This is a genomic window from Bacteroides sp. An279, assembly GCF_002159615.1.
Lineage (GTDB): Bacteria > Bacteroidota > Bacteroidia > Bacteroidales > Bacteroidaceae > Phocaeicola > Phocaeicola intestinalis.
In genome coordinates this window covers 1-25,873 of record NZ_NFJA01000054.1, presented here as the reverse complement: position 1 = coordinate 25,873, position 25,873 = coordinate 1, and the positions used below count along the sequence as shown (strand labels likewise).

The following is a 25,873-nucleotide window of genomic DNA, read 5'->3' as shown; positions in this document are numbered from 1 at the left end:
CTGGAAGTTAGATGCCAATACCTTTTTGCGCCGGTTTCAGAAGTAAGACTATTGGCCTGTAACTCCTGAACGAAGTGATAACTCCTGTGAAACATAACTACGTTTAACTCCTGATTCGCATTTTTCATTTAAAAGGCAATATGGAAAACTTGAACAAGAAAGAAGGTTTCAGCCCTCGCGGTTTTCTGAAGACGGCGGCTGCCGTGGGCGCAGCTCTGGCTGTCTCCCCGGCATTGGGCAAAGTACAGGCTGCCACCCACGTGGCTGCCGGAAGCAAGGGAGCATTTGCCGGAGATGCCAAAGCCGCAACGATTACCGCTCACCGCACGCTCGGCACAGGCAAGGCGGCTTTCGAGGTGTCGGCATTGGGATTCGGTGTGATGGGCATGACCTACAACCGCAGTTATCATCCCGACAAAAAGCAGTGCATCCGCCTGCTGCACGAGGCGATGGACCGTGGCGTGACACTGTTTGACACCGCTATCATCTACGGTCCGCTGAACAATGAAGAACTGGCAGGCAAAGCATTGGGAGAGTTTCGAGGTAAGGTGAACGTGACGACCAAGTTCGGTCATGAAGTTATCGACGGGAAAGCCACCGGACGACAGGACAGCCGCCCCGCCACTATCCGCCGCTATTGCGAGGAATCGTTGAAACGCCTGCGCACCGATGTCATTCCGATGTTCTACCAACATCGCTTCGACCGCAACACGCCGGTGGAGGACGTAGCGGGGACTATCGCCGATTTGATAAAGGAAGGCAAGGTCTTGCATTGGGGCATGTGCGAGGTCAGCGCAGAGACTATCCGCAAGGCGCACGCCGTCTGTCCGCTGACCGCCATCCAGAGCGAATACCACCTGATGCACCGTGAGGTAGAGAAGAACGGTGTATTGGATGTATGCCGTGAGCTGGGTATCGGTTTCGTGCCTTACAGTCCGATGAACCGGGGCTTCCTCGGCGGCGACTTAAATGAATATACCGAGTTCGACCCGCACAACGACAACCGCACCACGCTGCCCCACTTTACACCGGAAGCCATGCGTACCAATTATCGCATCGTGAATGTGCTGCAACGCTTCGGACGCGAACGGGGCATGACCGCCGCCCAGCTTGCCCTTGGCTGGCTTTTGCAGAAAGAACCGTGGATAGTACCCATTCCCGGCACCACGAAGCTCTCGCACCTCGAAGAAAACCTGCGCACACTGGACTTCACCCTCTCTGCCGAAGAGTGGAAACAGCTGGAGGATGCCGTAGCCGCCATTCCCGTAACGGGCGACCGCTACAATGCCGAACAACAGAAACAAGTGGGATTCTGAAATTAAAAATCCCTTGCCTGCCGTTCCGCTTGCAGGGGATCTTCAGAACTTCTTATACCATGCGGCGGAATGGATTGGTGTATTTTAATGAAACATAACTATTCACCACAGAGTACCACAAAGGAAAAATTTAAAAGACTCTGTGTGCCCCTGTGTCCTCCTTCGTCTGGTGTAAGATTAATAATCTTACAGCGGATGAGCCTATATGCGTTTGCCGACGCACCTATATCCGCAGACTTCCGCAACCGGCTGCGTCTTGCAATGATATTATCTGGAAGGGCGGCAGTCAGTAAGAAACTGCTTTGAATTTATCGTGTGATGATTGGGGATGATTTTTCAACCGCAAAATTTTGCGTCTCTATTATGAGGAAAATAGTGAGTTTTCTGACGAAGAACAGAAGGATCCCCCAATCGCCCAAAGCACACACGAAAACGGATACATCAAGACGAGAATAACTTTTTGGAGAAATTCAAAACAAGAAAATGCACATTTTAATGCCGCTTAAAGTATAAATCTGATTAGAATTGCCGTGCGATGTCCTGCATATCATTAATAAGCTTGCACGTATGATACCCATCGGCTACAGCATGACTGACGAAGACAGAAATCGGTATCTTCACACGTCCATTCGCCTCGAAATATTTCCCGAATTTAATGAGCGGAAAAAGAAACGCACTTTCCGTATAAGTATCTTGTGCAAAGGCTGTAAAACTCAGCCACGGCAGGCATGAGATGGGACAAAAATTAGCTGGTTGTTCAGGACGTGCTTTAATGACTCCTGTCACATTGCGGTATTTTTCCATATCTTCTACAACGGTGTGGTAGAACGTATCGAAATCATCATAATATTCGCTCCAGATATCTGTAAATGTCCTGGTTTCCGGGTGAAACAAGGTGTAACATGGAACAACCTCTTCCCAATACCCCAACTCTCCATTTACGTTGAAACTCATACGAAATTCTTTGTTCTGATTGACAGCTTTCATAATGACATAAAGCATCGTAGGAAAGAACCTGATTCCTCTTCTTTTCTGTTCGCTTACAAGGTGGGTAATGTCAATGTTGGCATTGAGGTTGTATTTACATTTGATTTGGGAATAGTAGTAATCAAAGTAAATAGTTCGTTCCCACGTAGATTTGTCTATGATATGAAATGATGCGCTCATATTATTTTTGCTTACGAAGATAGCAAAAATCGGAAAGCAGAGCAAGGAAAAACAGTGATTTCCCTGCTTTGACCCTCACAACAAAACACTTTGAGCCGAAGGGCAAAAACGATGTTACACATTCGCACTATCTTTGTAGAAAACAATGACACCCAGCCTGTGGATACGTTCGTCACAGACTGACAATTGCCATACTATGCTAACAGAGTGGCTGAAAGAGATTAATAATGGCTCAACAGATAATAATCATTTGAAATAAAAACATTACGTTATGAACAAGATTTTATTATCCATCGCGGCAGTACTTGCCATCTGCTTTACCGCCTGCGCCCAAAAGAAAGACAAACCTAATGTAAGCAACACATCATCCAAGACGTTGGTCGCTTATTTTTCAGCAACCGGAACCACTGCCCAAGTCGCTCGTAACATTGCAGACATTACCGGAGGAGAACTGTTCGAAATTGCACCTCAGAGCCCTTATACTGAGGCTGACCTCGACTGGAACAACCGCCAGTCACGTAGTTCAGTAGAGATGGACGATGCCCAATCCCGTCCGACACTTAAAGCAACGAAAACGGACATTGCCGGATATGATGTCGTTTTTATCGGCTATCCTATCTGGTGGAACCTTGCTCCAAGAATCATCAACACATTCATTGAAAGTCATGACCTGAAAGGCAAAACCCTTATTCCGTTCGCCACTTCCGGTGGAAGCAGTATCAGTAACAGTGTTTCCGAATTGAAAAAATCCTATCCAAGCCTGAACTGGAAAGAAGGAAAGTTACTGAACGGAATGAGCAACGATGCCATACAAAATTGGATAACCAACCTTAACAATCAATAAAGACCGGCAATAACGCTTGAAACGATACTGTTTCTTCACATTCTTCCCTCATCAGAGTAACTATAATAAGAACCGTCTGTCACAATCAAGTGGTCAAGCAAACGTATGTTCATCAGCGCAGAAGCTTGCTTTACCGATTGAGTCAGACGGTCATCGTCAGGACTAGGAGAAATATTGCCGGAAGGATGATTGTGACAAAGCACCAGTGATACCGCACGTTTCAATAAAGCCTCCCGCAAAATACAACGCACATCTACCTGAGTGGAAGCCAGTCCACCCTGACTGATACGGACACGATCTATAATTTTCGAAGACTGGTTAAGCAGCAATATCCAACATTCCTCAATTGGCAAGTCACACATCAACGGGTAAAAAAGCTCATAAATATCACGGGACGTACGAATTTGCTTCCGCTCTTTAGGCTCCTCTTCCATGCGTCGCTTTCCCAATTCTGAAGCAGCAAGAATCGTCACGGCTTTTGCCAGGCCAATACCTTTAAAATGGCATAAATCCTCAATATTAGCTCTCCCTAATTCACTCAGGCTGTTGTGATAGCAGTCAAGCACTTTCCGCATCAGTCCCACAGCCGAATCTTCCTGACTGCCAGAGCCTATCAGAATAGCAAGCAGCTCAGCATTGCTTAATGCTGCTGAACCTTGCTGTATCATCCGTTCACGTGGACGGTCTTCTTCTGCCCACTGATTAATAGTCAATTTGTTTTCCATTATTGGTAAAAATTCTTCTCGAAAGCTGCGAACTCCCCTTGCCGGCATACACAACGTTTCCACCATGCACAAAGGAATCCCAAACCATATCCTGTTAATTGGATAAACGCAGCAACAACAGAAAGTATACCAATCCGGACACTTTTATTTTGCACCGAAGCATCAATAAAAATAATCAAAGAAAATACCAGCAACAATGACAAGCTCCAAATACAGAACGGAGCAACCAGCAGAAGAGCAATCACCCCCAAAACAAATACAGCCGGTAACCCGTGTACCAACTTCAGCGATTCTGGATACTTCTTATAAAGATTAATACGTGCAATCCCCGAATTGTATACTTGCTTGAAAAATTTATGCCAGTCCGTACGGCGCTTATGCCACACCCAGGCTTCAGGAAAAAGCCGGCAATGATAGCCATTTTGGAAAATCCGGATGCTGAAGTCAATATCTTCACCAAAACGCATCTTCGAAAATCCTCCCAATGCCTGATAAACCTCTCTCCGTACTCCCATATTAAAACTACGGGGATAGAACTTATCCATTTTCCTCGTACCTCCCCGAATACCTCCAGTTGTAAAAAAAGAAGTCATGGCATAATTAATAGCCTTTTGGATGGAAGAAAACGAATCATTCGCACGGTCCGGTCCCCCAAAAGCATCAGCAGGGTTTCTTTGCAGTTCAGCCTCTATCGCATCAAGATAACCTGGAGGCAACACACAATCAGAGTCCAATATAATCAGGTATTCGCCATGACTGCGCTCCGCTCCATAATTCCGCGTTTGTCCAGGACCTGAATTAGATTTTACAAAATAATGTATATTTAATAATTCTGCATACCTGTCTACCACAGACTCACAGGAATTTGAAGACCCGTCTTCTACCACGAGCACTTCAAATTCCGTATAATGCTGTTTTGTCAAACTATCTAACAATTCATCCACTTCATCCGGACGATTGTAGACAGGAATAATCAACGAATATTTCATCCTTTTTTCAGTTTAGCACGTACTACTTCAAATACAGCCGGCAACAAAGAAATAAAGATAATAGCCACAAGCAGCAATTTCAAGTTTTCTTGTACAAAAGGAAGATCTCCAAAGAAATGTCCCGCATAGGCAAACAAGGCAACCCACAAAGCGGCACCAATCAGGTTATAACACATAAAATAATAATAATGCATCTTACCCATACCAGCTACAAACGGAGCAAAAGTGCGGACAATAGGGACAAAACGGGCTATAATAATGGTCTTGCCTCCATACTTCTTAAAAAAATCATGGGTCTTATTCAAATAACTTTGCTTGAATATTTTCGAATTAGGATTACTAAATAACTTCTGCCCTAGAAAATGCCCAATCATATAATTGCACGAATCCCCCAATACTGCTGCCAGAAAAACGACAAGTACCAATGTATGTATTTCCAACGGCATATCCGGTAAAGCGGTAATGGCACCTGCAACAAACAACAGAGAATCGCCAGGCAAAAATGGAGTAACTACCAAACCTGTTTCACAAAAAATGACAAGAAACAAAATAGCATATGTCCAAGTATGATAATTCTGCACAATATCAATCATATACCTGTCGATATGCAAAACAAAATCAATAATAAAATCCATTATACGTAATTAATTAAACAAACTTATAAATCAAAAACAAAAGGACACTGCACAGAAACAAGCATATCGCATGAGCCTCCTGCAGTGTCCTTAACGTTGAAATCTTTAATCTATATATTTAAATACTAAGGCTTGAGACCTTCCATTGCCTGTTTGGCTGTAGGATTCTCCGGATCTATCGCAAGAATCTTTTCCCAATAAACCTTAGATTGTTCATATTCCTCTTTCAAGAAATAATAATACCCCAAGTAACTTTCACATTCGATAAGCACATTCTTTGATGCTTTCGGATTCTGCTCCAAAATAGCAAGTGCCTTTTCGTAATAAGGTTTTGCCAATCCCATTGTAGTTTCAGGATCAAGCATAGCATTTGTACGCGCACGCCAAAAATTACCCAAATAATTATCAGGCACCCGCTCAGCAACCTGGGCAAAAATAGTATCAGCTTCCATCAAATACGCTTTACGCTGGATAGTATCTACAGCGGCTACAGACTGATTGGTTGTAGAATCACCCGGAGTCGGCGTCATCGCACCCGCAGCCATATAATACAAACGGCCAAACATGAACAAGTCTGTCACTTCAGCCTTATCCTTCATACCGTCTAAATACAACTGATAAAAACGGATGGCCTCCGGATAGTTTTGCGCTTTCTGTTGTGCTTCTGAAGCTTCTTTAGCTATTTCAGGATGTTCACTCTTTTCATCTGCTTTCATGGCCTTATCAAATTCGACCATAGCCTTATCTACTTCATTATTGGCTGCGTACAGACGTCCCCGATACAAATAATCCATATATACATAATCCGGATTGTTCGGGTCAGCAAAGAATACATCTGAAGCCTGAATACCCTCTGTATATGCCTTCGTTTCATACAAGTCATACATTTTCAAGCGCTTCAACAAATGATTGTCTGCTTCCATAGCCAAACCTTTATTGACCATGTCTAATGACTGTGCATAATCTTTATTTAAATAAAGCAACATCGAATAGCGTGAATAATCCTGCACATCCGGATTTCCTTTTTGCATATATTCATCAAAGACCTGTTTAGCTTTACCATAACTACCCATCTGATAATAAGCATTTGCCAATTCTCGGTCAACACGAATTTCTGTCGGATGTTTTTCTTTCAGCTTCAGCAACATATTTACTGACAACTGAGGATTTACACCAATATATGCATTTGCATACTTATAATATGCATCATAACAATCCTCGTCAAACAAGATAGCTTGTTCATAATAACCGCAAGCTGTACCCACATCTTTCACAGACAGAGCAATATCTCCCTGCAGAACATAACTCTCTCCATTTTTCGAATCCACTTTTCTTGCACGTTCTGCATATTCTTTCGCTGCATCGATTTTACCATTGTCTAAATATGCTTTACCAATGGCAACCAACAAAGATACATTCTTTTTATTTTTACCTTTCAGAAGTTCATCGAAAGCATCTTCAGCAGCATCTGGATTATCTTTAATCATTGCAGCAATCTTGTCAATCTGCTTTGTCATATCGGGAGTCAAAGGCTCCTGAGCATACAGAGAAGCAGACAACACAAAGCTCAAACAAAATGCACTCAAAACTCTAGTTTTCATAATCATATATTAATTCCTTATTAAAACTCATCTTTCACATTCACTAAACGAACAGGCTGCGTTGCCGGCACAATACCCGACTTCAGGATAATTCTTTGTCCTTTGTCACTTGTAAGGAAAGTCATCAAACCGGTTGGCAAAGCACTACGTGGATCGTTTATTAAAATAAAGACATCATGAACCAATGGATATTCTCTCAAAGCAAGATAAGCCTGATAGGGCTTATAACTGTTTCCTACCGTCGCATGTCCTGAATTGCTGACAGACATCACCTTTACACTTTCATTAAACGTAAGGTGAGTAGAATCTGCTGCATTACCTACCCAGTTAGCTCCGATAACTCCCAACGCATTAGGAGTCTTAGATACATACTCGATAACTTCCTCATTCGATTTCAATGCTGTCAAATTTGAAGCCAACGGCTCGCCTTTACAGATTGAATCAATAGCATAATGTATAGTTCCCGAATTAGGATTATCAAACACTACATTCAAATCACCTAAACGAGAGGTCGGATATAACTCTTTCCACGATTTTACTTTACCAGTCAAAATTTGACGGAACTGCCCTACTGTTATCAACGAATCTTCATTCTCCAGATTCGTAATCAGAGCAATGCCACTCACTGCCATTCGAATGGACTCTGGAAAGAATTTGCGCGTATGAAAAGAAGCCAGTTCTTTATCACTCAAGCGCCGGTTTGCAATCGCCAGCCGCACACTATCTTGCAAAAGCAAATTAATGGCTTCCACCTCACTACAATAAATAGGAGTTACTTCAGCCTCTGGAGTCAATGCCAGATACACTTGCAATTCTTCTTCCATAATCGGCCGCAGCGATTCATCTACTGCAATCTTTATGGAACCCGAATACAAAGTCTGACCATCGCCCGCCTGCTTCTGACTACAAGAAACCAACGCCAAAAGTAAACAAACACAACCTAAAAGACTTCCTTTCATACACGCTTCCTTAAAATATTACTGCAATCTAAATACAATCGGACAAGTGTAATATACCGGTACATTACGTCCATTCTGCTTACCCGGAATCCACTTCGGCAAAGATTGTACTACACGTACAGCTTCTTTGTCACAATAGGGATCCAAAGAACGCAAAACCTGCACATCTTCCACATTACCTTCTGCTGTCACGACAAATCGCAAAATAACACGTCCCTGAATACCGTTTTCCTGAGCAATAGCCGGATAACGCAGATTCTTCGAAATGTATTTCATCAATTCAGCCGGACCACCTGGGAACTGCGGCATCTGTTCTACCATCGTGTAAGGTTCTTCTTTCTCTTCAGGAGCTTGTGTAATCACTTCTTGCAAATCAGCGATATCAGCACCTTCCAATTCGTTGTTACCCTTCACATCGGCAATAGAAATCTGCACCTTTGATTCGGTCAACTCGTCCTGACTCTTCAATTCATCTTCGTCTGCTACTTCTTCATCTTTCTTAATGACCGGAGCAGTAAATTTGATGGTACTCTTCAACTGAGGAGGAGGAGCGATCTGTTCTACCGGTTTTACCAACTCTTCTTGCTTAACTTCAGGTTCTTCCAATTGTGAAAGCTGTGTTACTTCCAACATTTCCTCTTCCTTTTCCGGAATAGCCATCTGTATCAGTCGAGGAAGGTAGAAACCTACAGCAGCAACGACAATTACAATAATGATAGCAGCCAACTGACGTCTACCAAAATCACGGCGCATTTTATACGCACCGTAAGCTTTATTTTTATCTTTGAAAATGAGCTCACACCATTCCAAAGAAATCAAATCTATTTTTGCCATATTCTTTTCTTTTTAAGGTGTTACACATTTCAACTAGCTGCTGCATCTCTGGTCAGCTGACCCTTGGAATTATAATTGTCGATCAGGAACTGATCTCCTTCCGTAATGTCAACAATCACATATTTACCGATACTGCAAATCTGCATTTCATCCAACGCGTCAATCAGGTTCTTGTAAGTAGATTTATCGGTTGCCTTAATAATCACAGTCGGTGTATTTTTGGCAGCCTTTACTTCCGATACCTGCTTTTTGTACTCGTCTTCCGTAATTTCCAGATTAGCCTTCTTCTGCTTCAACTCTTCTACTTTCTTCACGGCTTCGTAGTTCTTGCGGAGCAATACTTTACGGATACCATTGGCAGTATAATCGGTTTCTTTCAAAGAAGTATAATCCTCGTAATTAGGTTCGCCTTCATAATAATAGAGCTTATTATCTGCATCCAACAGCATTGTAAGAGCTTGCGAAGCCTTTACTTTATTCTGCTGGTCTTCAGTAATATTCTCATCATTGGTCGGCATACTAATTTCCATCGTCTGAGGTTTGCTCAACGAGGTACAGAGCATAAAGAAAGTAATCAAAAGCATGTTCATATCCACCATCGGCGTGAAGTCGACGCGAACAGCCATTTTTTTCTGCTTTGATCCTTTACCTTTTTTGCCTCCACCATTATCTTGTATTTCAGCCATATTTAAAATTCTCCTTTTTTATTCGTCAGACACTTGTTTCAATGAAGTAATCAGATTGTATCTGTTTTCCTTCAAATCTTGAAGAGAACTCATCACGTTCTTAATGACAGAATAAGGAGTACTTTGGTCGGCCTTGATAGCAATACGCAAGTCGCGGTTTGTTGCACGTGCATTACGTATCCAAGCCTTAAATTGGTTGTCCACACTGTCACAAGGAATTCCGTAATCCTTCAATATCTTGTCCTGCTCTTCGCCTGGAAGTGCGAGGAACTGCTTCATATTCTTCATTGGAACGCCGAACGTTTGGAATACCGAGAACTTTTTCACTTCTTCCGGAGTGAAACTCAGACCATATTCTTTTCCTACGGCTTCCAATGTAGCTGCCATATCCTGCTGTTTGTCAAGACTCATAAAAATCTTGCCACTCGGTTCGACAAGAATCTGCAGAATGTTCGTTTCCGGAATCTTGATTTCGGAAACCGAACCCGGAGTAACGACCTGTACCGGCTCTTTCTTAATGAAGTTACCTGTCAACATAAAGAAAGTAAGCAGCAACACGGTCACGTCACTCATGGCAGTCATGTCGATAAACATGGACTTCTTTTTTATTTGAACTTTACCCATAATTAACTATTTATTAAAAATTAGTTATAACGTTTTCCGTCTTACACAAAAGACCAATAAGTGTCTCTTGTTTATTTATGGGTAGCGTTGAATGTCTGTACGATAGAGAAGCCTACTTCGTCAAGGCTGTAAGTCAGTTTATCAATCTTGTTAGTAAAGTAGTTGTAAGAAATAACTGCCAACGCACCAGTCAAGATACCGAATGCAGTGTTGATCAAGGCTTCAGAAATACCGGTTGACAACGCAACTGAGTCAGTACCACCACCAGCAGACAGAGCGGCAAATGAACGGATCATACCGATAACTGTACCGAGCAATCCCATCAATGTACCCAATGTAGTAATCGTACCGATAATCGGCAAGTTCTGCTGCAACATCGGCATTTCCAATGCAGTAGCTTCTTCCAATGATTTTTGGATAGCCAATACCTTCTGGTCTTTATCCAATTCAGCATTTTGTTCCATCTCACGATAAGTCTGCAAAGTTGCACCTACTACATTTGCTACAGAACCGCGTTGCTTGTCGCACAATGCCTGAGCAGCTTCCATATCATTCTTTGCCAGAGCATCTTTAATCTGAGCAACGAATTTAACCAATTTACCACGGCCAAAAGCAGCACGGATAGTGAAATAACGCTCAACGCTCAATGCCAACACAGTCAACAATAAAGTCTGGATAACCGGTACGACAACACCACCTTTGTAGATAGTACCCAACATGTTACCCGGCAGCGGGTGGTTGTTCGGGTCATTGTTCATGAAGTTAGACGGATCGCCCAACACGAACTTGTAAATACACAATGCAACAATAAAGCATGCGATAATAACTAAACCAGCAGCTTCAATTCCCTTAAATCCTTGTTTTTGTTTTTTAGTAGTTTCCATAAAATTACTCTTTTAATATTAATTAGAAATTTAATTGAATATCGGTCTTCTTACTGGGACAACACACTTGCACCGTCTTCTTAGTTTACGTTAACAAAGATATCAGGCAGGCTTATTGCCCCAAATGTTTTTTACAGCTACAAAGAAAAAAGAAATTCATGACATATCAAAATCAAATGCCATTATTTTGGCTTAAATTTTAAATTTTATTTGAATATCCCCCTCTTTTACTACATTCTCGCTAAAAATCGCCTCATATTTTGCCATAAAATACGACTAAACAACTTTTCAATCTTGAAAATATACCCGTTTTACGCGATTCGAAACATTGGTCAAAATCTCGTAAGGTATCGTATCAAGAGCATTCGACAACACCGTCACGGGCAGGTCATCTCCAAAGACAACCACCTTATCCCCTTCCTTACAGTCTATACCTGTCACATCAATCATACACACATCCATGCAGATATTGCCTATATACGGGGCTTTCTGTCCATTCACCAAACAGTAGGCATTACCGTTCCCCAAATGCCGATTCAATCCATCAGCATATCCTATAGGAACAGTGGCAATGCGTGAGTCACGGTGCAACACTCCCTTCCGGCTATAGCCAATAGTTTCATCTGCTGATACATTATGAATTTGCAAAATTGTAGTTTTCAGCGTACTTACGTTATGCAAGACACGATTGGTATAAGGATCAATCCCATACAATCCTATACCCAACCGTACCATATCAAATTGTGCTCCCGGATAGCGTTCGATACCCGCCGTATTACAAATATGACGTAAAATCTTATGCGTAAATCCGGCCTGCAATTCGGCCGAAGCGGCTTCAAACGTTTCAATCTGCTTTCGTGTAAAAGCATCGAAACGAGAAGAATCACTTCCCACCAGATGTGAAAAGACCGAACGTGGTATTACTGCCGACTGACGATTCAAACGTTCAACCAACGGTTTCATATCGTTATACGGATCGAACCCTAAGCGGTGCATGCCCGTATCAATTTTAATATGGATAGGGAAATTAGACACTCCTTCCCGTTCGGCAGCTTTAATCAGATCTTCCAAAATGCGAAAGCCATAAATATTCGGTTCAAGGCGATAGGCAAACATTGTCTTAAATGCCGTCACTTCAGGATTCATGATTATGATAGGGCAAGTAATGCCTGCCTTCCGCAAATCAGCTCCTTCATCTGCCACAGCCACAGCCAGGTAATCAACCCGGTGTTCTTCCAAAGTCTTTGCCACTTCAAACGGACCAGCCCCGTATGCCGATGCCTTGACCATACACATCAATTTGGTCTCAGGTTTCAGTTTATTGCGGTAATAATTCAAATTATCGACCAAAGCATTCAGGTTTATTTCCAGAATTGTTTCGTGTACTTTCAACTCCAACAAATCCGTCACCTCATCAAAATGAAAAGCTCGTGCCCCCTTCACCAGGACGACATCGCCCCGTAACGAAGCAAGCACACCGGAAGCTATCAGTTCTTTCGTTGTCTGGAAAAATTGTTTATCCTTCACTTCGAAACGAGCCGAAGCAGCCGAAATCTCTTCGCCCACTCCTATTAACCGGTCTACTCCTCTACTATGAACCAAGTCTGCGACTTGGCGATAAAGCAATTTTCCCGGCTGCCCAGTCTCCAGAATGTCCGACAGAATCAATGTACGACGGCGCATTTTACCTTCAGACCGCCTTGCCATAAAATCAAGTGCTATGTCTAACGAAGCAAAATCTGAATTATAACTATCATTTATCAACACACAGCCGTTTTTACCCTCTTTCACTTCCAACCGCATAGCTACCGGTTCCAGACAAGCCATCCGTTCGGCTATTGTCTCAGGCGAGACCATCAGATATAAAGCTACCGCCAGGCAATTCAGTGAATTTTCAATGGAAGCATCATCAATATACGGAATACGGTATTCTTTAAAAAATCCCAAATACCTATATTTCACAGTCGTACCCGTAGCATCTTTTTCTATTTTCTCGACAAAAAGAGGGCGTTCCACATCTTTCATTGACCAGGCAATTTCACGCGCTGCGAACAACGATTTCGCCACACAACTGCTTATCAGTTCATTATCGCCATTATAAATAATTACATCACAATCCTTAAACAAGAGCAATTTCTCCATACATTTCTCCTGCAAAGAAGTAAAATTCTCCTGATGAGCACCACCTATATTAGTCAACACACCGATAGTGGGACGGATAATAGGCTCTAAGGCTTCCATTTCCCCCATTTCAGAAATACCTGCTTCGAAAATACCCAGTTCCGTATGTGAATCCATCATCCAAACCGACAAAGGAACACCGATCTGAGAATTATAACTGCGCGGCGAACGTGTAATTCTCCGTTCCGGGCTTAGCAACTGGTAAAGCCATTCCTTTACCACCGTTTTCCCATTACTTCCCGTAATGCCCACAACAGGGACATCGAATTGCTCACGATGCTTAGCAGCCAAACGCTGTAAAGCTTTCAGCACATTACTCACGACCAGAAAGTTTATATCTTTACAGCCCTGCATCTTTTTCGGAATTTCAGTAACTACAAAATTATATACACCCCGTGCATACAATTCTTCAATATACTTATGGCCGTCATTGCGTTTAGTCTTCAGCGCAAAAAACAATGTTTCTTCCGGAAAACATAACGAACGACTATCAGTCAGTATCCAATCAACCTGTGCCGGACGGTCTCCGACACGATTTGCTCCTATTACGGAGACTATTTCTTCAATCGAGCTTGACATAGATTAATTTCATTTTGGACATCTAAGTACGCGAATTTTTCTTTTAGCGCTTCTATGTTTAACAGTATTTGACTTAAAAAACGCTGATATTGCTTCGAATCAGGGTCAAACGGACGATGTTCCAGTCCTTTTTTCACCACTTCCCAATCTTTAAGGAAGCGGTGGGTAGCCGGCGGGAAAAAAGTCTGCCCAAAACATTCCCATATATAATGGACAGCTTGAAATGACGGATGCAACATATCATCAGCATAAAAACGGTAATCACGTAATTCATCCACCATGATTTCATAAGAAGGAAAATAAAAACAACGGGCTGGATAGGCGTCTATCAGTTTTTGCACGGCCAACAACAACACAGATTTACTGATTTGATTACCATGCATACCATCTTTTACATGACGGATAGGACTCACTGTAAACAAAAAGTGCAAATCAGGCTTCAACGCTGACAACCTCTCCACCAACAAGGAATAAGCCCCTACGATTTCATCTACTCCCAACAACCGACGGTTAAAACAATTCCCAGGCAATTTATGACAGTTCCCCACTACCTGTCCGTTTTCTTTCCACTCATATACCCAAGCGGTTCCCCAAGTGAACATCACCCAATGTGCCTGATGCAGACATTCTCTAGCATGTAGCAACCGGGCATTGATTTTAGTCAGACATTCTTCGGGATTGCGCGACGAGAAACTGCTATGATGCATCAAGCTATACCAAACACCCTGATATTCCTTCAGATTTTCCTTATTATATATAAAAGGACAATCCACCTGCGAAATAGCCTCAGCTATCGAACTTGGATTGTATAACACACCAAACGGGTTCACATCACACCTGAATTTATAATCTATAAACAACTTCCCGATATTTTCAGCAAAGCAAGATCCCCACAACATCAACACATCCGAATGATTGACTGGAGGCATCCCTACAGGTAAATCCACTTTTGTTCTAAACTCCATAAACAGACTATATTCGTTATTTTTGGTACAAATGTAAACACTCTACACATATTTATTGTACTTTTGCACCATTAATATTGAAAAGAAATCAGATGGAACAAGCTACTTCTTACGAATTGTTGAACAAAATAGATAGTCCAAAGGATTTGCGCCATCTTCCAGCCGATTTACTTCCGGAAGTTTGCAAAGAGCTTAGGGAAATGATTATTGACGAACTTTCCCGTAATCCTGGGCATTTCGGTTCAAGCTTGGGAGTTATTGAATTGACAGTTGCCCTTCATTACGTATTCAACACTCCCTACGACCGCATCGTATGGGACGTAGGACATCAGGCATACGGTCACAAGATTCTGACCGGACGCCGTGACCAGTTCTGCACCAACCGGAAACTGAACGGTTTGTGCCCCTTTCCCTCACCTGCCGAAAGCGAATACGATACATTCACCTGCGGACACGCATCCAATTCCATCTCTGCCGCATTAGGAATGGCGGTCGCCGCCTCGCGAAAAGGAGAAGACGACCGGCATGTAGTAGCCATCATCGGAGACGGGTCAATGAGTGGCGGACTGGCTTTCGAAGGACTGAACAATGCCTCATCCACTCCCAATAACCTGTTGATTATCCTTAACGACAACAACATGGCCATCGACCGTAGCGTAGGAGGCATGAAACAATACCTGCTGAACCTGCAAACCTCGGAAGGATACAACCGTCTGCGTTTTGCCATCGCTCAAAAGCTGCGTAAAATAGGCATTCTGACAGAAGAACGCCAAAAAAGCCTGCTGAGGTTCAACAACAGCCTAAAATCGGTATTGACCCAACAGCAAAACATTTTCGAAGGAATGAACATCCGCTATTTCGGGCCAGTAAACGGACACGACGTGCTTTCACTGACCAAAGTCCTGAAAGAAATAAAGGACATGAAAGGACCAAAACTGTTGCATATCCATACCGTTAAAGGCAAAGGGTTCAAACCGGCTGAAAAAGAAGCGACCCTTTGGCACGCTCCCGGAAAATTCAATAAAGAAACCGGTGAACGTATCATTCCTGACACTACCGGAATGCCTCCCTTGTTTCAGGACGTATTTGGCAATACCTTATTGGAACTGGCAAGGCAAAACAAGAAAATTATCGGTGTCACCCCTGCCATGCCTACCGGATGTTCGATGAACATATTGATGAAAGCCATGCCCGACCGGGCTTTTGACGTAGGCATCGCCGAAGGACACGCCGTAACTTTTTCAGGAGGAATGGCAAAAGAAGGATTACAACCGTTCTGTAATATCTACTCATCATTTATGCAACGTGCCTACGATAACATCATTCACGACATAGCTATCCAGCGGTTGAACGTAGTGCTATGCCTAGACCGTGCAGGATTGGTAGGAGAAGACGGACCGACTCATCACGGTATATTCGATTTGGCTTATTTGCGCCCTATTCCTAACTTGACCATCGCATCACCATACGACGAACACGAGCTACGTAAACTGATGTACACGGCACAACTACCCGACCAAGGACCATTCGCTATCCGATATCCACGTGGTAGAGGAACACAGACTGACTGGAAATGTCCGTTTGAAGCCATCGAGGTAGGAAAAGGCAGAAAGCTGAAAGACGGTTCCGACCTTGCCGTTATCACCATCGGTCCCATCGGCAACGATGCCGCACAGGCTATTACCGAAAGCGAGGCACATACAGGGAAGAGCATTGCCCATTATGACTTACGTTTTCTGAAACCATTAGACGAAGCCATGCTCCACGAAATAGGAAAACGATTCCATCGTATCGTTACCGTAGAAGACGGCATCCTGAAAGGAGGAATGGGCAGTGCCATACTCGAATTCATGTCCGATAACGGATATACACCTGTCGTCAAACGACTGGGCATCCCCGACCGTTTCATTCCACACGGACCCGTAGAAGCCTTACATGCCATCTGTGGTATAGACAAGACAACGATATATAACACACTTATTCATTTACTTGAAGTATGAAAATCATTATTGCAGGAGCAGGCGCAGTAGGCACCCATCTTGCCAAACTGCTGGCTGGAGAAAAACAAGACATCATCCTCATGGATGAAGACGAAGACAGACTGGGAAAACTTGGCAACAATTTCGACCTGATGACGGTCAACATCTCTCCTACTTCCATATCCGGACTGAAAGAAGCAGGAACGGCAAATGCCGACTTGTTTATAGCCGTCACTCCCAACGAGAGCCAGAACATGACCGCCTGCATGCTTGCTGCCGGACTAGGAGCCAAGAAAACCGTAGCCCGTATCGACAATTACGAATACTTGCTGCCTAAATACCAGGAATTTTTCGCCAAACGTGGAGTACATTCACTCATCTACCCTGAAATGCTGGCAGCAAAAGACATTGTCGACGCAGTCAAGATGAGCTGGATACGCCAGTGGTGGGAGTTTGCAGGAGGCGCACTCGTGCTTATCGGAACCAAGATGCGGGAAACGGCCGAAATCTTAAACATTCCCCTCTACGAACTAGGCGGACAAAACATTCCATTCCACATCGTTGCCATCAAGCGTGGCAATGAAACCATCATCCCCAGAGGTGATGACTCTATCCTGCTGAACGATATTGTGTATTTTACCACCACAAAAAAATACATACCCTATATCCGCAAAATTGCAGGCAAAGAAAACTATGCCGACGTGCGTAACGTGATGATTATGGGAGGAAGCCGCATCGCCGTGCGCACAGTACAATACATGCCCGAATACATGCGTACCAAAATTATCGAAAGCGACTATGCACGTTGCAATCGCCTGACCGAACTGGTAGACGATAAAGTAATGATTATCAACGGAGACGGACGAGACTTAGACCTGCTGACAGAAGAGGGCATCAAAAACACTGAAGCATTCGTTGCCCTGACCGGAAGCGCCGAAACAAATATCCTTGCCTGCCTTGCAGCCAAACGGATGGGTGTGAGCAAAACCGTAGCACAAGTAGAAAACGTAGACTACATCAGTATGGCTGAAAGCATGGACATAGGCTGTGTCATCAACAAGAAATTCATCGCAGCAAGCCATATTTACCAGATGATGCTGGATGCAGACGTATCGAACGTGAAATGTCTTACCTTTGCCAATGCCGATGTAGCAGAGTTTACCGTCAAGGCAGGAGCACGCATCACCCGTTCGCAGGTAAAAGATGCCGGATTACCCAAAGGAGCTACCATCGGAGGACTGATACGAAACGGAGAAGGTATCTTGGTAACAGGTAACACTACCATTCAGGAAAACGACCACGTTGTGGTGTTCTGCCTGAACATGATGATTAAAAAATTAGAAAAATTCTTCAATTAAGAAGCTGTTTTGAATTTATCGTGCGATGATTTGGGATGAGTTTTTGAGGCATTTTCGCTTCTGTGATGAGGAAGATAGCGGGCTATCTGACGAAGAACAGGAGCGAAAAAGACCAAAAAATCGCCCAAAGCACACACGAAAACGGATACATCAAGCCAAGAAAAACTTTTTGGAGAAATTCAAAACAGCTTCTAAGAGACAGTTCCTAAATCTTGCCCAGGTTTATTTTGTGAATTGTTTTCGAGGATGTTCCGCATTCCCCTATTGCTATACCATCATTGTGGGCATAATTATGGGGCGGAGGCAGCGGACATTGCTTGTCCTTTTCCGGGATAAGATTGTGTCGGCAAAGACAGTTAACTGCGTTGCCAGTCCCAGTACCAGTAGGACTGCAGTCCTACTGGTACTGGGACTGGGCAAGGACTGCAATGCATCTTATCATGCAGTTGATATATGCTGGAATAATGATTGGTCAGATGCAGACATTCTCATTTCTGGACATCCATACACCTTCCTCCACCCGACAAGCCACACCAGCATACACATACCGATTGCATCAAATTACACAGTCCAGCCTTGCACCTGTCCTGACCAACAAGAATTGACAACAGACTGTCTTCACACCTCCAAACCCCTCCTCTGAACCGCTTTTACCATTAGCCCAACATAGAGATTCTTAAATATTTGCCCGCTTGTCTACTTTTTTATGCAATTTTGCTTCCTGTTAATTAAAAATAAATACGTATCTTTGCCTCCAGTTTTCAGACTGGTCAGCAATGAAAAAACGGACAAAACCCACACTAATACTTTATGAATCCTTTATAGTGCCACCTATAAGGGCAGGAATGGTGTGTGCCTTTTCCGAGACCGGCCGTAATCGCACACGACAAGAGAATTATCATCAAATATAATTATATATATGTTTTTCACGTTTTTAGTTGTAGCTATCCTGACAGCCGTTGTGCTGGTGGTAGCGGCACTGACGATTTCAAACCTTATCGCGCCTCACACGTTCAACCCGCAAAAGGGTGAACCATATGAGTGCGGTATCCCGACCCGCGGACAGTCATGGGTACAGTTCAAGGCAGGCTATTACCTGTTTGCCATCTTGTTCCTGATGTTCGACATCGAGACCGTATTCCTCTTCCCGTGGGCGAATGTAGTGACTGAAATCGGTGCCTACGCATTAGTGTGTGTATCATTCTTCTTGTTAGTATTAATTTTGGGCTTGGCATACGCCTGGCGGAAAGGAGCGTTGGAATGGAAATAAAGAAACCGAAAATCCGCTCTATGCAGTATGATGAGTTCAAGAACAACGACTATCTGGAACGCATGGTCCAGCAGTTGAACGATGATGGTGCAGGTGTTATCCTGACCACTTTCGATGACCTGATCAACTGGGGACGAAGCAATTCTGTATGGGGATTGTTGCTGGGAACAAGCTGCTGCGCCATCGAATTCATGGCATTGGGTGCCGCACGTTACGACATGGCACGTTTCGGATTCGAGGTAACACGTAACTCCCCTCGCCAAGCCGATGTACTGGTGGTAATGGGTACCATCACCTATCGTACTGCTCCTGTAATGAAACGTCTGTACGATCAGATGGCAGAGCCCAAGTATGTAGTTGCCGTAGGCGGATGTACCATTTCAGGAGGTCCGTTCATCAAATCCTACAACGTAGTAAACGGTATCGACAAAGTAATTCCTGTCGACGTATACATTCCCGGCTGCCCTCCACGTCCTGAAGCCTTCTATTACGGTTTGATGCAATTGCAACGCAAAATGAAGGTAGAACGCTACCTGGGAGGTGTAAACCGCAAGACCGAAGCAAATGATGAGGTAAACGATAACGAAACAGAAAAGGCGAAAGGAGGTCAGGTATGAAACGTGACGACGTAATGAAGACAATACAAGGAGCAGAAGTGTGTCCGGGAAATGCCGGAGTCATCAAAGTGCCATTAAGCGATTTCCGTCACGTGGCAGAAGGATTGAGAAACGACCCGCAAAGCCCGATGGATTTCTTGCGCGACATTGTAGGCATGGACTGGGGTGAAGAAGGTCTGGGAGCCATCTACTTCATGGAATCGACCGTAACGGGCGATTCCATAGCCATCCGCACCGCAACAACCGACCGCCAACAGCCGTTGCTTCCCACTGTAAGCGATTTATGGAAGACTGCCCTCATCAAAGAACGCGAGGTATACGACTTCTTCGGCATCCTGTTTACCGGCCATCCGGACATGCGCCGTCTTTTCTTGCGGGAAGACTGGATAGGCTGGCCGCTGCGCAAAGACTACGATATGAAATCAAACCCTTTGCGTTTGGACAATGAAATCAATGCGGATATTACCAAAGAATACCGTCTGCAACGCGACGGAACCCTGCAAGGCATTGACCACCGTGTGTTCGGTGAAGATGATTTTGTCGTAAGCATGGGTCCCCAACACCCGTCTACACACGGTGCATTACGTATGCGCATCGCGCTTGACGGAGAAGTGGTCAAGAAAGTCGATCCCGTATTGGGATACATCCACCGCGGCATCGAAAAGATGAACGAAAGCCTGACTTATCCGCAGACATTGGGCATGACCGACCGTCTGGACTATCTGAGTGCCCACCAAAGCCGCCACGCACTGTGTACATGTATCGAACAAGCTGCCGGCATCGAAATCTCGGAACGTGCACAATACATCCGCACCATCATGGACGAGCTTCAACGTATCGATTCTCACTTGCTGTTCTATTCTTGTCTGGTATTGGATATGGGTGCCATGACTCCGTTCTTCTACGGATTCCGTGAAAGAGAGATGATACTCGACATCTTCGAGGAAACTACAGGAGGACGTCTGATTCAGCACTATAACGTAATCGGCGGCGTGCAAGATGATATTCACCCCACTTTCTGCCAGAAAGTGAAAGATTTCATCAAGCATCTGCGTAAAGTCATCAAGGACTATCACGATATCTTTACCGGAAACGTCATTGCTGATACCCGTATGAAAGGCGTAGGTATCCTGACCAAAGAAGATGCTATCTCAATGGGATGCACCGGAGGTACAGGACGTGCTACAGGATGGGCAAACGATGTGCGCAAACGCCACCCGTATGCATTGTATGACAAGGTGGATTTCAAGCAAATCACTTACAACGAATGTGATACTTTCGCACGCTACATGGTACGTATGGACGAAATCATGGAATCATGCCGCATCATCGAACAACTGATAGACAACATTCCGGCAGGTGAATTCCGCGTAAAGACCAAACCGATTATCAAGTTGCCGGAAGGTATCTGGACATCGGCAGTAGAGGCAAGCCGTGGCGAATTTGGTGTCGTAATCGAAAGTCATGGTGACAAGACTCCTTACCGTATGCACTTCCGCTCGACAGGATTGCCACTGGTACAGGCGATGGACACACTTTGCCGTGGCTGGAAATTTGCCGACCTGATTGCCATCGGTGCTTCGGTAGACTTCGTTATCCCGGATATCGACCGATGAGAAAGAAGAAACAACGTTCGGCGCAAGCCTATTAAAAATTAAGAATAAACCAATATGAACCAAGCATTTTTAGATTACTATAGCCTGCAACCGCTCTTGGCCGCCATCCACTCTTGGCTGTGCGGTATAATGCCGGAAGGTCTTGCCATTTTCCTGGAATGTGTCGTTGTGGGTGTTATTATTTTGGTATTATATGCCGTGCTTGCCATCATCCTTATTTATATGGAACGTAAGGTCTGCGCGGCTTTCCAGTGCCGTATCGGTCCCAACCGTGTAGGTGGCAAAGGAGGTCTGCTGCAAGTTCCGGCAGACGTTATCAAGATTCTGATCAAGGAAGTATTCAAGCTGAAGAATGCCGACCAATTCCTATACGGTCTGGCTCCTTTCCTTGTTATTCTTGCCTCCATCTTGACGTTCTCCTGCCTGCCTTGGCACAATGGTGGAGAAATTCTGAGTATGAACATCGGCATCTTGTTTGTGCTGGCAGCCTCTTCCATCGGTATCCTGGGCATTTTGCTTGCCGGTTGGAGTAGTAACAGCAAATATACCCTTATCGGTGCCGTGCGAAGCGGTGCAATGCTCATCAGCTACGAAATCTCTATCGGAATCACGGTACTGACCATGGTGATGCTAAGTGGAACAATGGATATCCACGAAATCGTAATGAGTCAAGCCAACGGCTGGAACATTTTCAAGGGACATATCGTAGCCATCGTAGCATTCATCATCTATCTGATTGCAGGTAATGCCGAGGCAAACCGTGGCCCGTTCGACCTTGCCGAAGCAGAACAAGAACTGACAGCCGGATACCATACCGAATATTCGGGTATGCATTTCGGATTCTTTTACTTGGCAGAATACCTGAACCTGTTCATCACATCGGGAATCGCCACTACCCTCTTCCTGGGAGGATGGATGCCGCTACACATTGCCGGTCTTGACGGATTCAACGCTGTAATGGACTACATTCCGGGTATTGTATGGTTCTTGGGAAAAACGTTCTTCGTCGTATTCCTGCTGATGTGGCTGCGTTGGACTTACCCACGTCTGCGTATCGACCAAGTACTGACCTTGGAATGGAAATACATCATGCCGTTGTCATTGCTCGTCATGCTGGTGATGGCTGTATGCAAAGTTTATGGACTCGTTTTTTAATACAGAATTAACATGGAAAGTTTCAGCGACTATATAAAAGGATATGCTTCAGGCTTAAAAAGCTTGCTTATCGGCCTGCGCACTTCGATGAAAGTGTTTTTGGAACCGAAAATTACCGAGCAATATCCTGAAAACCGTCATACGACCCTGCACATCCCCGAACGCCACCGTGCCAAGCTGACGATGATTCACGATGAAGAGAACCATCATCACTGCATCGCGTGCGGACTGTGTCAGATGAATTGCCCGAACGGCACAATCAAACTCACGACAGAAACGCGTGAAGATGCCGACGGAAAGAAGAAAAAAGTATTGGTCAAATATGAGTACAATCTTGGCTCGTGCATGTTTTGCAACTTGTGTGTGAATGCCTGCCCTCATGGTGCCATTGAGTTCACCAACGATTTTGAAAACGCGGTGTTCGAGAAAGACAAGCTCGTCTTGACCCTTAACCACGAAGGTTCAACCCTCGCTAAATAATCAAAATAGAATATGGAAATATTATCATTTCAAAATATCGTATTCTTCGTAGTGGCACTCGCCATTGCAGTGTGCTCGGTACTTGCTGTAACCACAGGCAAACTGTTGCGTGCCGCTACCTACCTGCTGTTTGTTCTCTTCGGAACCGCGGCGATATTCTTTATGCTGGGCTACACGTTCTTGGGTGCTGTCCAGCTGATGGTGTATGCCGGAGGTATCATTGTATTGTATGTATTCTCTATCGCATTGACCCGTTCGGACAAAGACATGAAATACAAAGTAAGCAAAGCCAAGCTATTCAGCCTGCTCGCTACCACAATAGTAGGTGCCGCATTGGTTCTCTTGCTGCTTTTCACCAATGGATTTGCCCTCAACACTATCCCGCTGGGAGAAGAACTTCCCTCACGCGAAGTTGGCTTGGCTCTTGTAGGAACGGATAAATATCAATTTGTATTACCTTTTGAGGTAGTCAGTGTCTTGCTGCTGGCATGTATGATTGGTGGCATCCTGATCGCACGAAAGGAAAAATAAACAGGAGGTTCAATTTATGGAAATACATGTAATACATTACTTGGTCATCAGTACCATCATGATGTTTTGTGGTATTTACGGATTCTTTACCCGCAAAAACCTGCTGGCACTGCTCATCTCCGTCGAGCTTATGCTGAATGCAACGAACATTAACTTTGCCGTATTCAACCGTTATCTTTTTCCAGGACAACTGGAAGGACATTTCTTCACGTTATTCGGTATTGCCATCGCAGCAGCTGAAACAGCCGTAGCGATAGCCATTATCATCAATGTGTACCGCAACGTGAAACAAGTCCTGACCGATGACATCACCGACATGAAAGGATAACTAAAACAATTATCGATTATGGAATATACAATACTGATACTCGCGCTGCCCGTTCTGAGTTTCCTGATATTGGGACTGACGGGTATGTACATGAAACATCGCGTAGCGGGGCTCATCGGCACATTGTCACTGACAGCTGTTACGATTCTGAGCTACCTCACCGCTTACAAATACTTCACGGCTCCACGCACGGCAGAAGGAGTTTTCCAGACGCTGATGCCTTGGAATATCCAATGGCTACCCTTCAACACCTCGCTGCACATTGACATGGGCATCTTGCTCGACCCGATTTCGGTAATGATGCTGGTTGTCATCTCGACGGTCAGCCTGATGGTGCATATCTACTCATTCGGTTACATGAAAGGAGAAGTGGGATTCCAGCGTTATTATGCATTCTTGTCGCTTTTCTCATTCTCTATGCTGGGATTGGTCCTTGCTACCAACATTTTCCAGATGTACGTGTTCTGGGAGTTAGTGGGTGTTTCTTCTTATTTGCTTATCGGATTCTATTATACGAAGCCAGAAGCCATTGCAGCAAGCAAAAAAGCATTCATCGTTACACGTTTTGCCGATTTGGGCTTCCTCATCGGTATTCTGCTTTACGGTTTCTACATGGGAACCTTTACTTTCACTCCCGAACAGGAACAGCTGATGAAATGCGGTATGGTACTGCCGTTAGCCCTCGGACTGATGTTCATTGGTGGTGCTGGTAAGAGTGCCATGTTCCCGTTGCACATCTGGTTGCCCGATGCCATGGAAGGTCCTACACCAGTCAGCGCCCTTATCCATGCTGCTACCATGGTGGTTGCCGGTGTTTACCTGGTAGCCCGCATGTTCCCATTGTTTATCGGTTATGCCCCCGAGACACTACATCTTGTAGCATACGTAGGTGCATTCACAGCTTTCTATGCGGCATCTGTCGCCTGTGTGCAGAGCGATATCAAGCGTGTGCTTGCCTTCTCAACCATTTCTCAAATTGGTTTCATGATGGTAGCACTGGGAGTTTGTACTTCTGCCGACCCGCATGAAGGCGGTTTGGGCTATATGGCTGGTATGTTCCACCTGTTCACTCACGCCATGTTCAAGGCTTTGTTGTTCCTGGGTGCCGGATGTATCATCCATGCCGTACATAGCAACGAAATGTCTACCATGGGCGGTTTGCGCAAGTATATGCCGATTACCCACATCACCTTCCTGATTGCCTGCCTGGCTATTGCAGGTATCCCTCCGTTCTCAGGTTTCTTCTCAAAAGATGAAATCTTGACCGCCTGCTTCCAGTTCAGTCCGGTAATCGGTTGGATTATGACGATTATCGCCGGCATGACAGCATTCTACATGTTCCGTCTGTACTACGGCATCTTCTGGGGAACAGAGAATAAGGAACTGCACGAACATCATACCCCGCACGAAAGTCCGCTGAGCATGACTTTCCCGCTGATGGTACTTGCAGCCATCACTATTGTTTGTGGTTGGATTCTTCCGTTCGGTCACTTTGTTTCAGCTAACGGTCATGCTTACGACATCCACCTGAATACCCAAGTGGCAGTAAC

Annotated in this window: 25 protein-coding genes; 13 read left to right on the top strand and 12 right to left on the bottom strand. The window is 44.5% G+C overall.

The genetic code is table 11. From position 1 onward, the window contains the following. Nucleotides 1-140: 140 nt before the first annotated feature. Entirely contained in the window at nucleotides 141-1,316 is a 1,176-nt protein-coding gene (locus B5F78_RS10535; protein WP_087406664.1) for an aldo/keto reductase, read from the top strand. A gap of 519 nt (nucleotides 1,317-1,835) precedes the next feature. On the opposite strand, the gene B5F78_RS10530 is transcribed toward B5F78_RS10535, so the two are convergent. Then, nucleotides 1,836-2,483: a CatA-like O-acetyltransferase gene (locus B5F78_RS10530; RefSeq protein ID WP_087406663.1), complete on the bottom strand. Its 648-nt coding sequence runs from the start codon at nucleotides 2,481-2,483 to the stop codon at nucleotides 1,836-1,838. Between the two features lie 271 nt (nucleotides 2,484-2,754). Here B5F78_RS10530 and B5F78_RS10525 point away from each other — a divergent pair, with 271 nt between their 5' ends. Next, entirely contained in the window at nucleotides 2,755-3,327 is a 573-nt protein-coding gene (locus tag B5F78_RS10525) for a flavodoxin (RefSeq protein WP_087406662.1), read from the top strand. Between the two features lie 35 nt (nucleotides 3,328-3,362). On the opposite strand, the gene radC is transcribed toward B5F78_RS10525, so the two are convergent. From radC to B5F78_RS10470, 11 genes are all read right to left on the bottom strand, one after another. Continuing rightward, nucleotides 3,363-4,052 carry a RadC family protein gene (radC, locus tag B5F78_RS10520; RefSeq protein ID WP_022039697.1) on the bottom strand — a complete coding sequence of 230 codons (690 nt, stop codon included), beginning with the start codon at nucleotides 4,050-4,052 and terminating at the stop codon, nucleotides 3,363-3,365. Beyond that, nucleotides 4,052-5,041, bottom strand: coding sequence for a glycosyltransferase (locus B5F78_RS10515; RefSeq protein ID WP_022039696.1), 990 nt, complete (start codon nucleotides 5,039-5,041; stop codon nucleotides 4,052-4,054). Before B5F78_RS10515 ends, radC begins: the two co-directional genes overlap by 1 nt. Next, nucleotides 5,038-5,676 (bottom strand): DedA family protein, encoded by a 639-nt coding sequence (locus B5F78_RS10510; RefSeq protein WP_022039695.1) that lies wholly within the window; start codon nucleotides 5,674-5,676, stop codon nucleotides 5,038-5,040. The genes B5F78_RS10515 and B5F78_RS10510 overlap by 4 nt, the downstream gene beginning before the upstream one ends. Nucleotides 5,677-5,801: 125 nt before the next feature. After that, the gene (locus B5F78_RS10505; protein ID WP_087406666.1) at nucleotides 5,802-7,277 is read right to left on the bottom strand and encodes a tetratricopeptide repeat protein; all 1,476 of its coding nucleotides are present in this window, start codon (nucleotides 7,275-7,277) and stop codon (nucleotides 5,802-5,804) included. 20 nt (nucleotides 7,278-7,297) lie between these two features. Further along, a complete protein-coding gene (locus B5F78_RS10500; RefSeq protein ID WP_022039693.1) occupies nucleotides 7,298-8,236 on the bottom strand; it encodes a PstS family phosphate ABC transporter substrate-binding protein in 939 nt (312 codons plus the stop codon). An 18-nt stretch (nucleotides 8,237-8,254) separates the two neighbouring features. Beyond that, complete coding sequence (locus B5F78_RS10495) at nucleotides 8,255-9,070, bottom strand: energy transducer TonB (RefSeq protein ID WP_022039692.1); 816 nt, start codon at nucleotides 9,068-9,070, stop codon at nucleotides 8,255-8,257. Between the two features lie 29 nt (nucleotides 9,071-9,099). Then, nucleotides 9,100-9,756: an ExbD/TolR family protein gene (locus B5F78_RS10490; RefSeq protein ID WP_022039691.1), complete on the bottom strand. Its 657-nt coding sequence runs from the start codon at nucleotides 9,754-9,756 to the stop codon at nucleotides 9,100-9,102. 18 nt (nucleotides 9,757-9,774) lie between these two features. Further along, complete coding sequence (locus B5F78_RS10485) at nucleotides 9,775-10,380, bottom strand: ExbD/TolR family protein (protein WP_087211778.1); 606 nt, start codon at nucleotides 10,378-10,380, stop codon at nucleotides 9,775-9,777. A gap of 71 nt (nucleotides 10,381-10,451) precedes the next feature. Continuing rightward, entirely contained in the window at nucleotides 10,452-11,264 is an 813-nt protein-coding gene (locus B5F78_RS10480) for a MotA/TolQ/ExbB proton channel family protein (protein WP_022039689.1), read from the bottom strand. A gap of 288 nt (nucleotides 11,265-11,552) precedes the next feature. Next, nucleotides 11,553-14,024, bottom strand: a complete 2,472-nt coding sequence (locus B5F78_RS10475) for a bifunctional UDP-N-acetylmuramoyl-tripeptide:D-alanyl-D-alanine ligase/alanine racemase (protein WP_022039688.1) — start codon at nucleotides 14,022-14,024, stop codon at nucleotides 11,553-11,555. Beyond that, a complete protein-coding gene (locus B5F78_RS10470; RefSeq protein ID WP_087406661.1) occupies nucleotides 14,000-14,989 on the bottom strand; it encodes a GSCFA domain-containing protein in 990 nt (329 codons plus the stop codon). The genes B5F78_RS10475 and B5F78_RS10470 overlap by 25 nt, the downstream gene beginning before the upstream one ends. A gap of 92 nt (nucleotides 14,990-15,081) precedes the next feature. Between B5F78_RS10470 and dxs the strand changes: the two genes are divergently transcribed. The 11 genes from dxs to nuoL all read left to right on the top strand — a co-directional run. Next, nucleotides 15,082-16,989, top strand: a complete 1,908-nt coding sequence (gene dxs, locus B5F78_RS10465; protein ID WP_087406660.1) for a 1-deoxy-D-xylulose-5-phosphate synthase — start codon at nucleotides 15,082-15,084, stop codon at nucleotides 16,987-16,989. Next, nucleotides 16,986-18,326, top strand: coding sequence for a Trk system potassium transporter TrkA (gene trkA, locus B5F78_RS10460; RefSeq protein ID WP_022039685.1), 1,341 nt, complete (start codon nucleotides 16,986-16,988; stop codon nucleotides 18,324-18,326). The genes dxs and trkA overlap by 4 nt, the downstream gene beginning before the upstream one ends. Before the next feature lie 25 nt (nucleotides 18,327-18,351). Then, nucleotides 18,352-18,969 (top strand): hypothetical protein, encoded by a 618-nt coding sequence (locus B5F78_RS17235; protein WP_162608527.1) that lies wholly within the window; start codon nucleotides 18,352-18,354, stop codon nucleotides 18,967-18,969. Between the two features lie 276 nt (nucleotides 18,970-19,245). Then, nucleotides 19,246-19,596, top strand: a complete 351-nt coding sequence (locus B5F78_RS10455) for an NADH-quinone oxidoreductase subunit A (protein ID WP_022039683.1) — start codon at nucleotides 19,246-19,248, stop codon at nucleotides 19,594-19,596. Continuing rightward, nucleotides 19,587-20,213 (top strand): NADH-quinone oxidoreductase subunit B, encoded by a 627-nt coding sequence (locus tag B5F78_RS10450; protein ID WP_087210640.1) that lies wholly within the window; start codon nucleotides 19,587-19,589, stop codon nucleotides 20,211-20,213. Before B5F78_RS10455 ends, B5F78_RS10450 begins: the two co-directional genes overlap by 10 nt. A gap of 14 nt (nucleotides 20,214-20,227) precedes the next feature. Next, on the top strand, nucleotides 20,228-21,829 hold the full coding sequence (locus tag B5F78_RS10445) for an NADH-quinone oxidoreductase subunit C (protein ID WP_087406665.1): 1,602 nt from the start codon (nucleotides 20,228-20,230) through the stop codon (nucleotides 21,827-21,829). Nucleotides 21,830-21,883: 54 nt separating this feature from the next. Then, nucleotides 21,884-22,984 carry an NADH-quinone oxidoreductase subunit NuoH gene (nuoH, locus tag B5F78_RS10440; protein WP_087406659.1) on the top strand — a complete coding sequence of 367 codons (1,101 nt, stop codon included), beginning with the start codon at nucleotides 21,884-21,886 and terminating at the stop codon, nucleotides 22,982-22,984. Nucleotides 22,985-22,996: 12 nt separating this feature from the next. Continuing rightward, on the top strand, nucleotides 22,997-23,464 hold the full coding sequence (locus B5F78_RS10435; protein WP_022039679.1) for a 4Fe-4S binding protein: 468 nt from the start codon (nucleotides 22,997-22,999) through the stop codon (nucleotides 23,462-23,464). A gap of 12 nt (nucleotides 23,465-23,476) precedes the next feature. After that, on the top strand, nucleotides 23,477-23,995 hold the full coding sequence (locus tag B5F78_RS10430; protein WP_087406658.1) for an NADH-quinone oxidoreductase subunit J family protein: 519 nt from the start codon (nucleotides 23,477-23,479) through the stop codon (nucleotides 23,993-23,995). A 16-nt stretch (nucleotides 23,996-24,011) separates the two neighbouring features. Further along, on the top strand, nucleotides 24,012-24,323 hold the full coding sequence (gene nuoK / locus B5F78_RS10425; protein ID WP_022039677.1) for an NADH-quinone oxidoreductase subunit NuoK: 312 nt from the start codon (nucleotides 24,012-24,014) through the stop codon (nucleotides 24,321-24,323). Nucleotides 24,324-24,341: 18 nt separating this feature from the next. After that, nucleotides 24,342-25,873: NADH-quinone oxidoreductase subunit L (gene nuoL / locus B5F78_RS10420; protein ID WP_140400117.1), on the top strand; the 1,532-nt coding region annotated here is incomplete at its 3' end.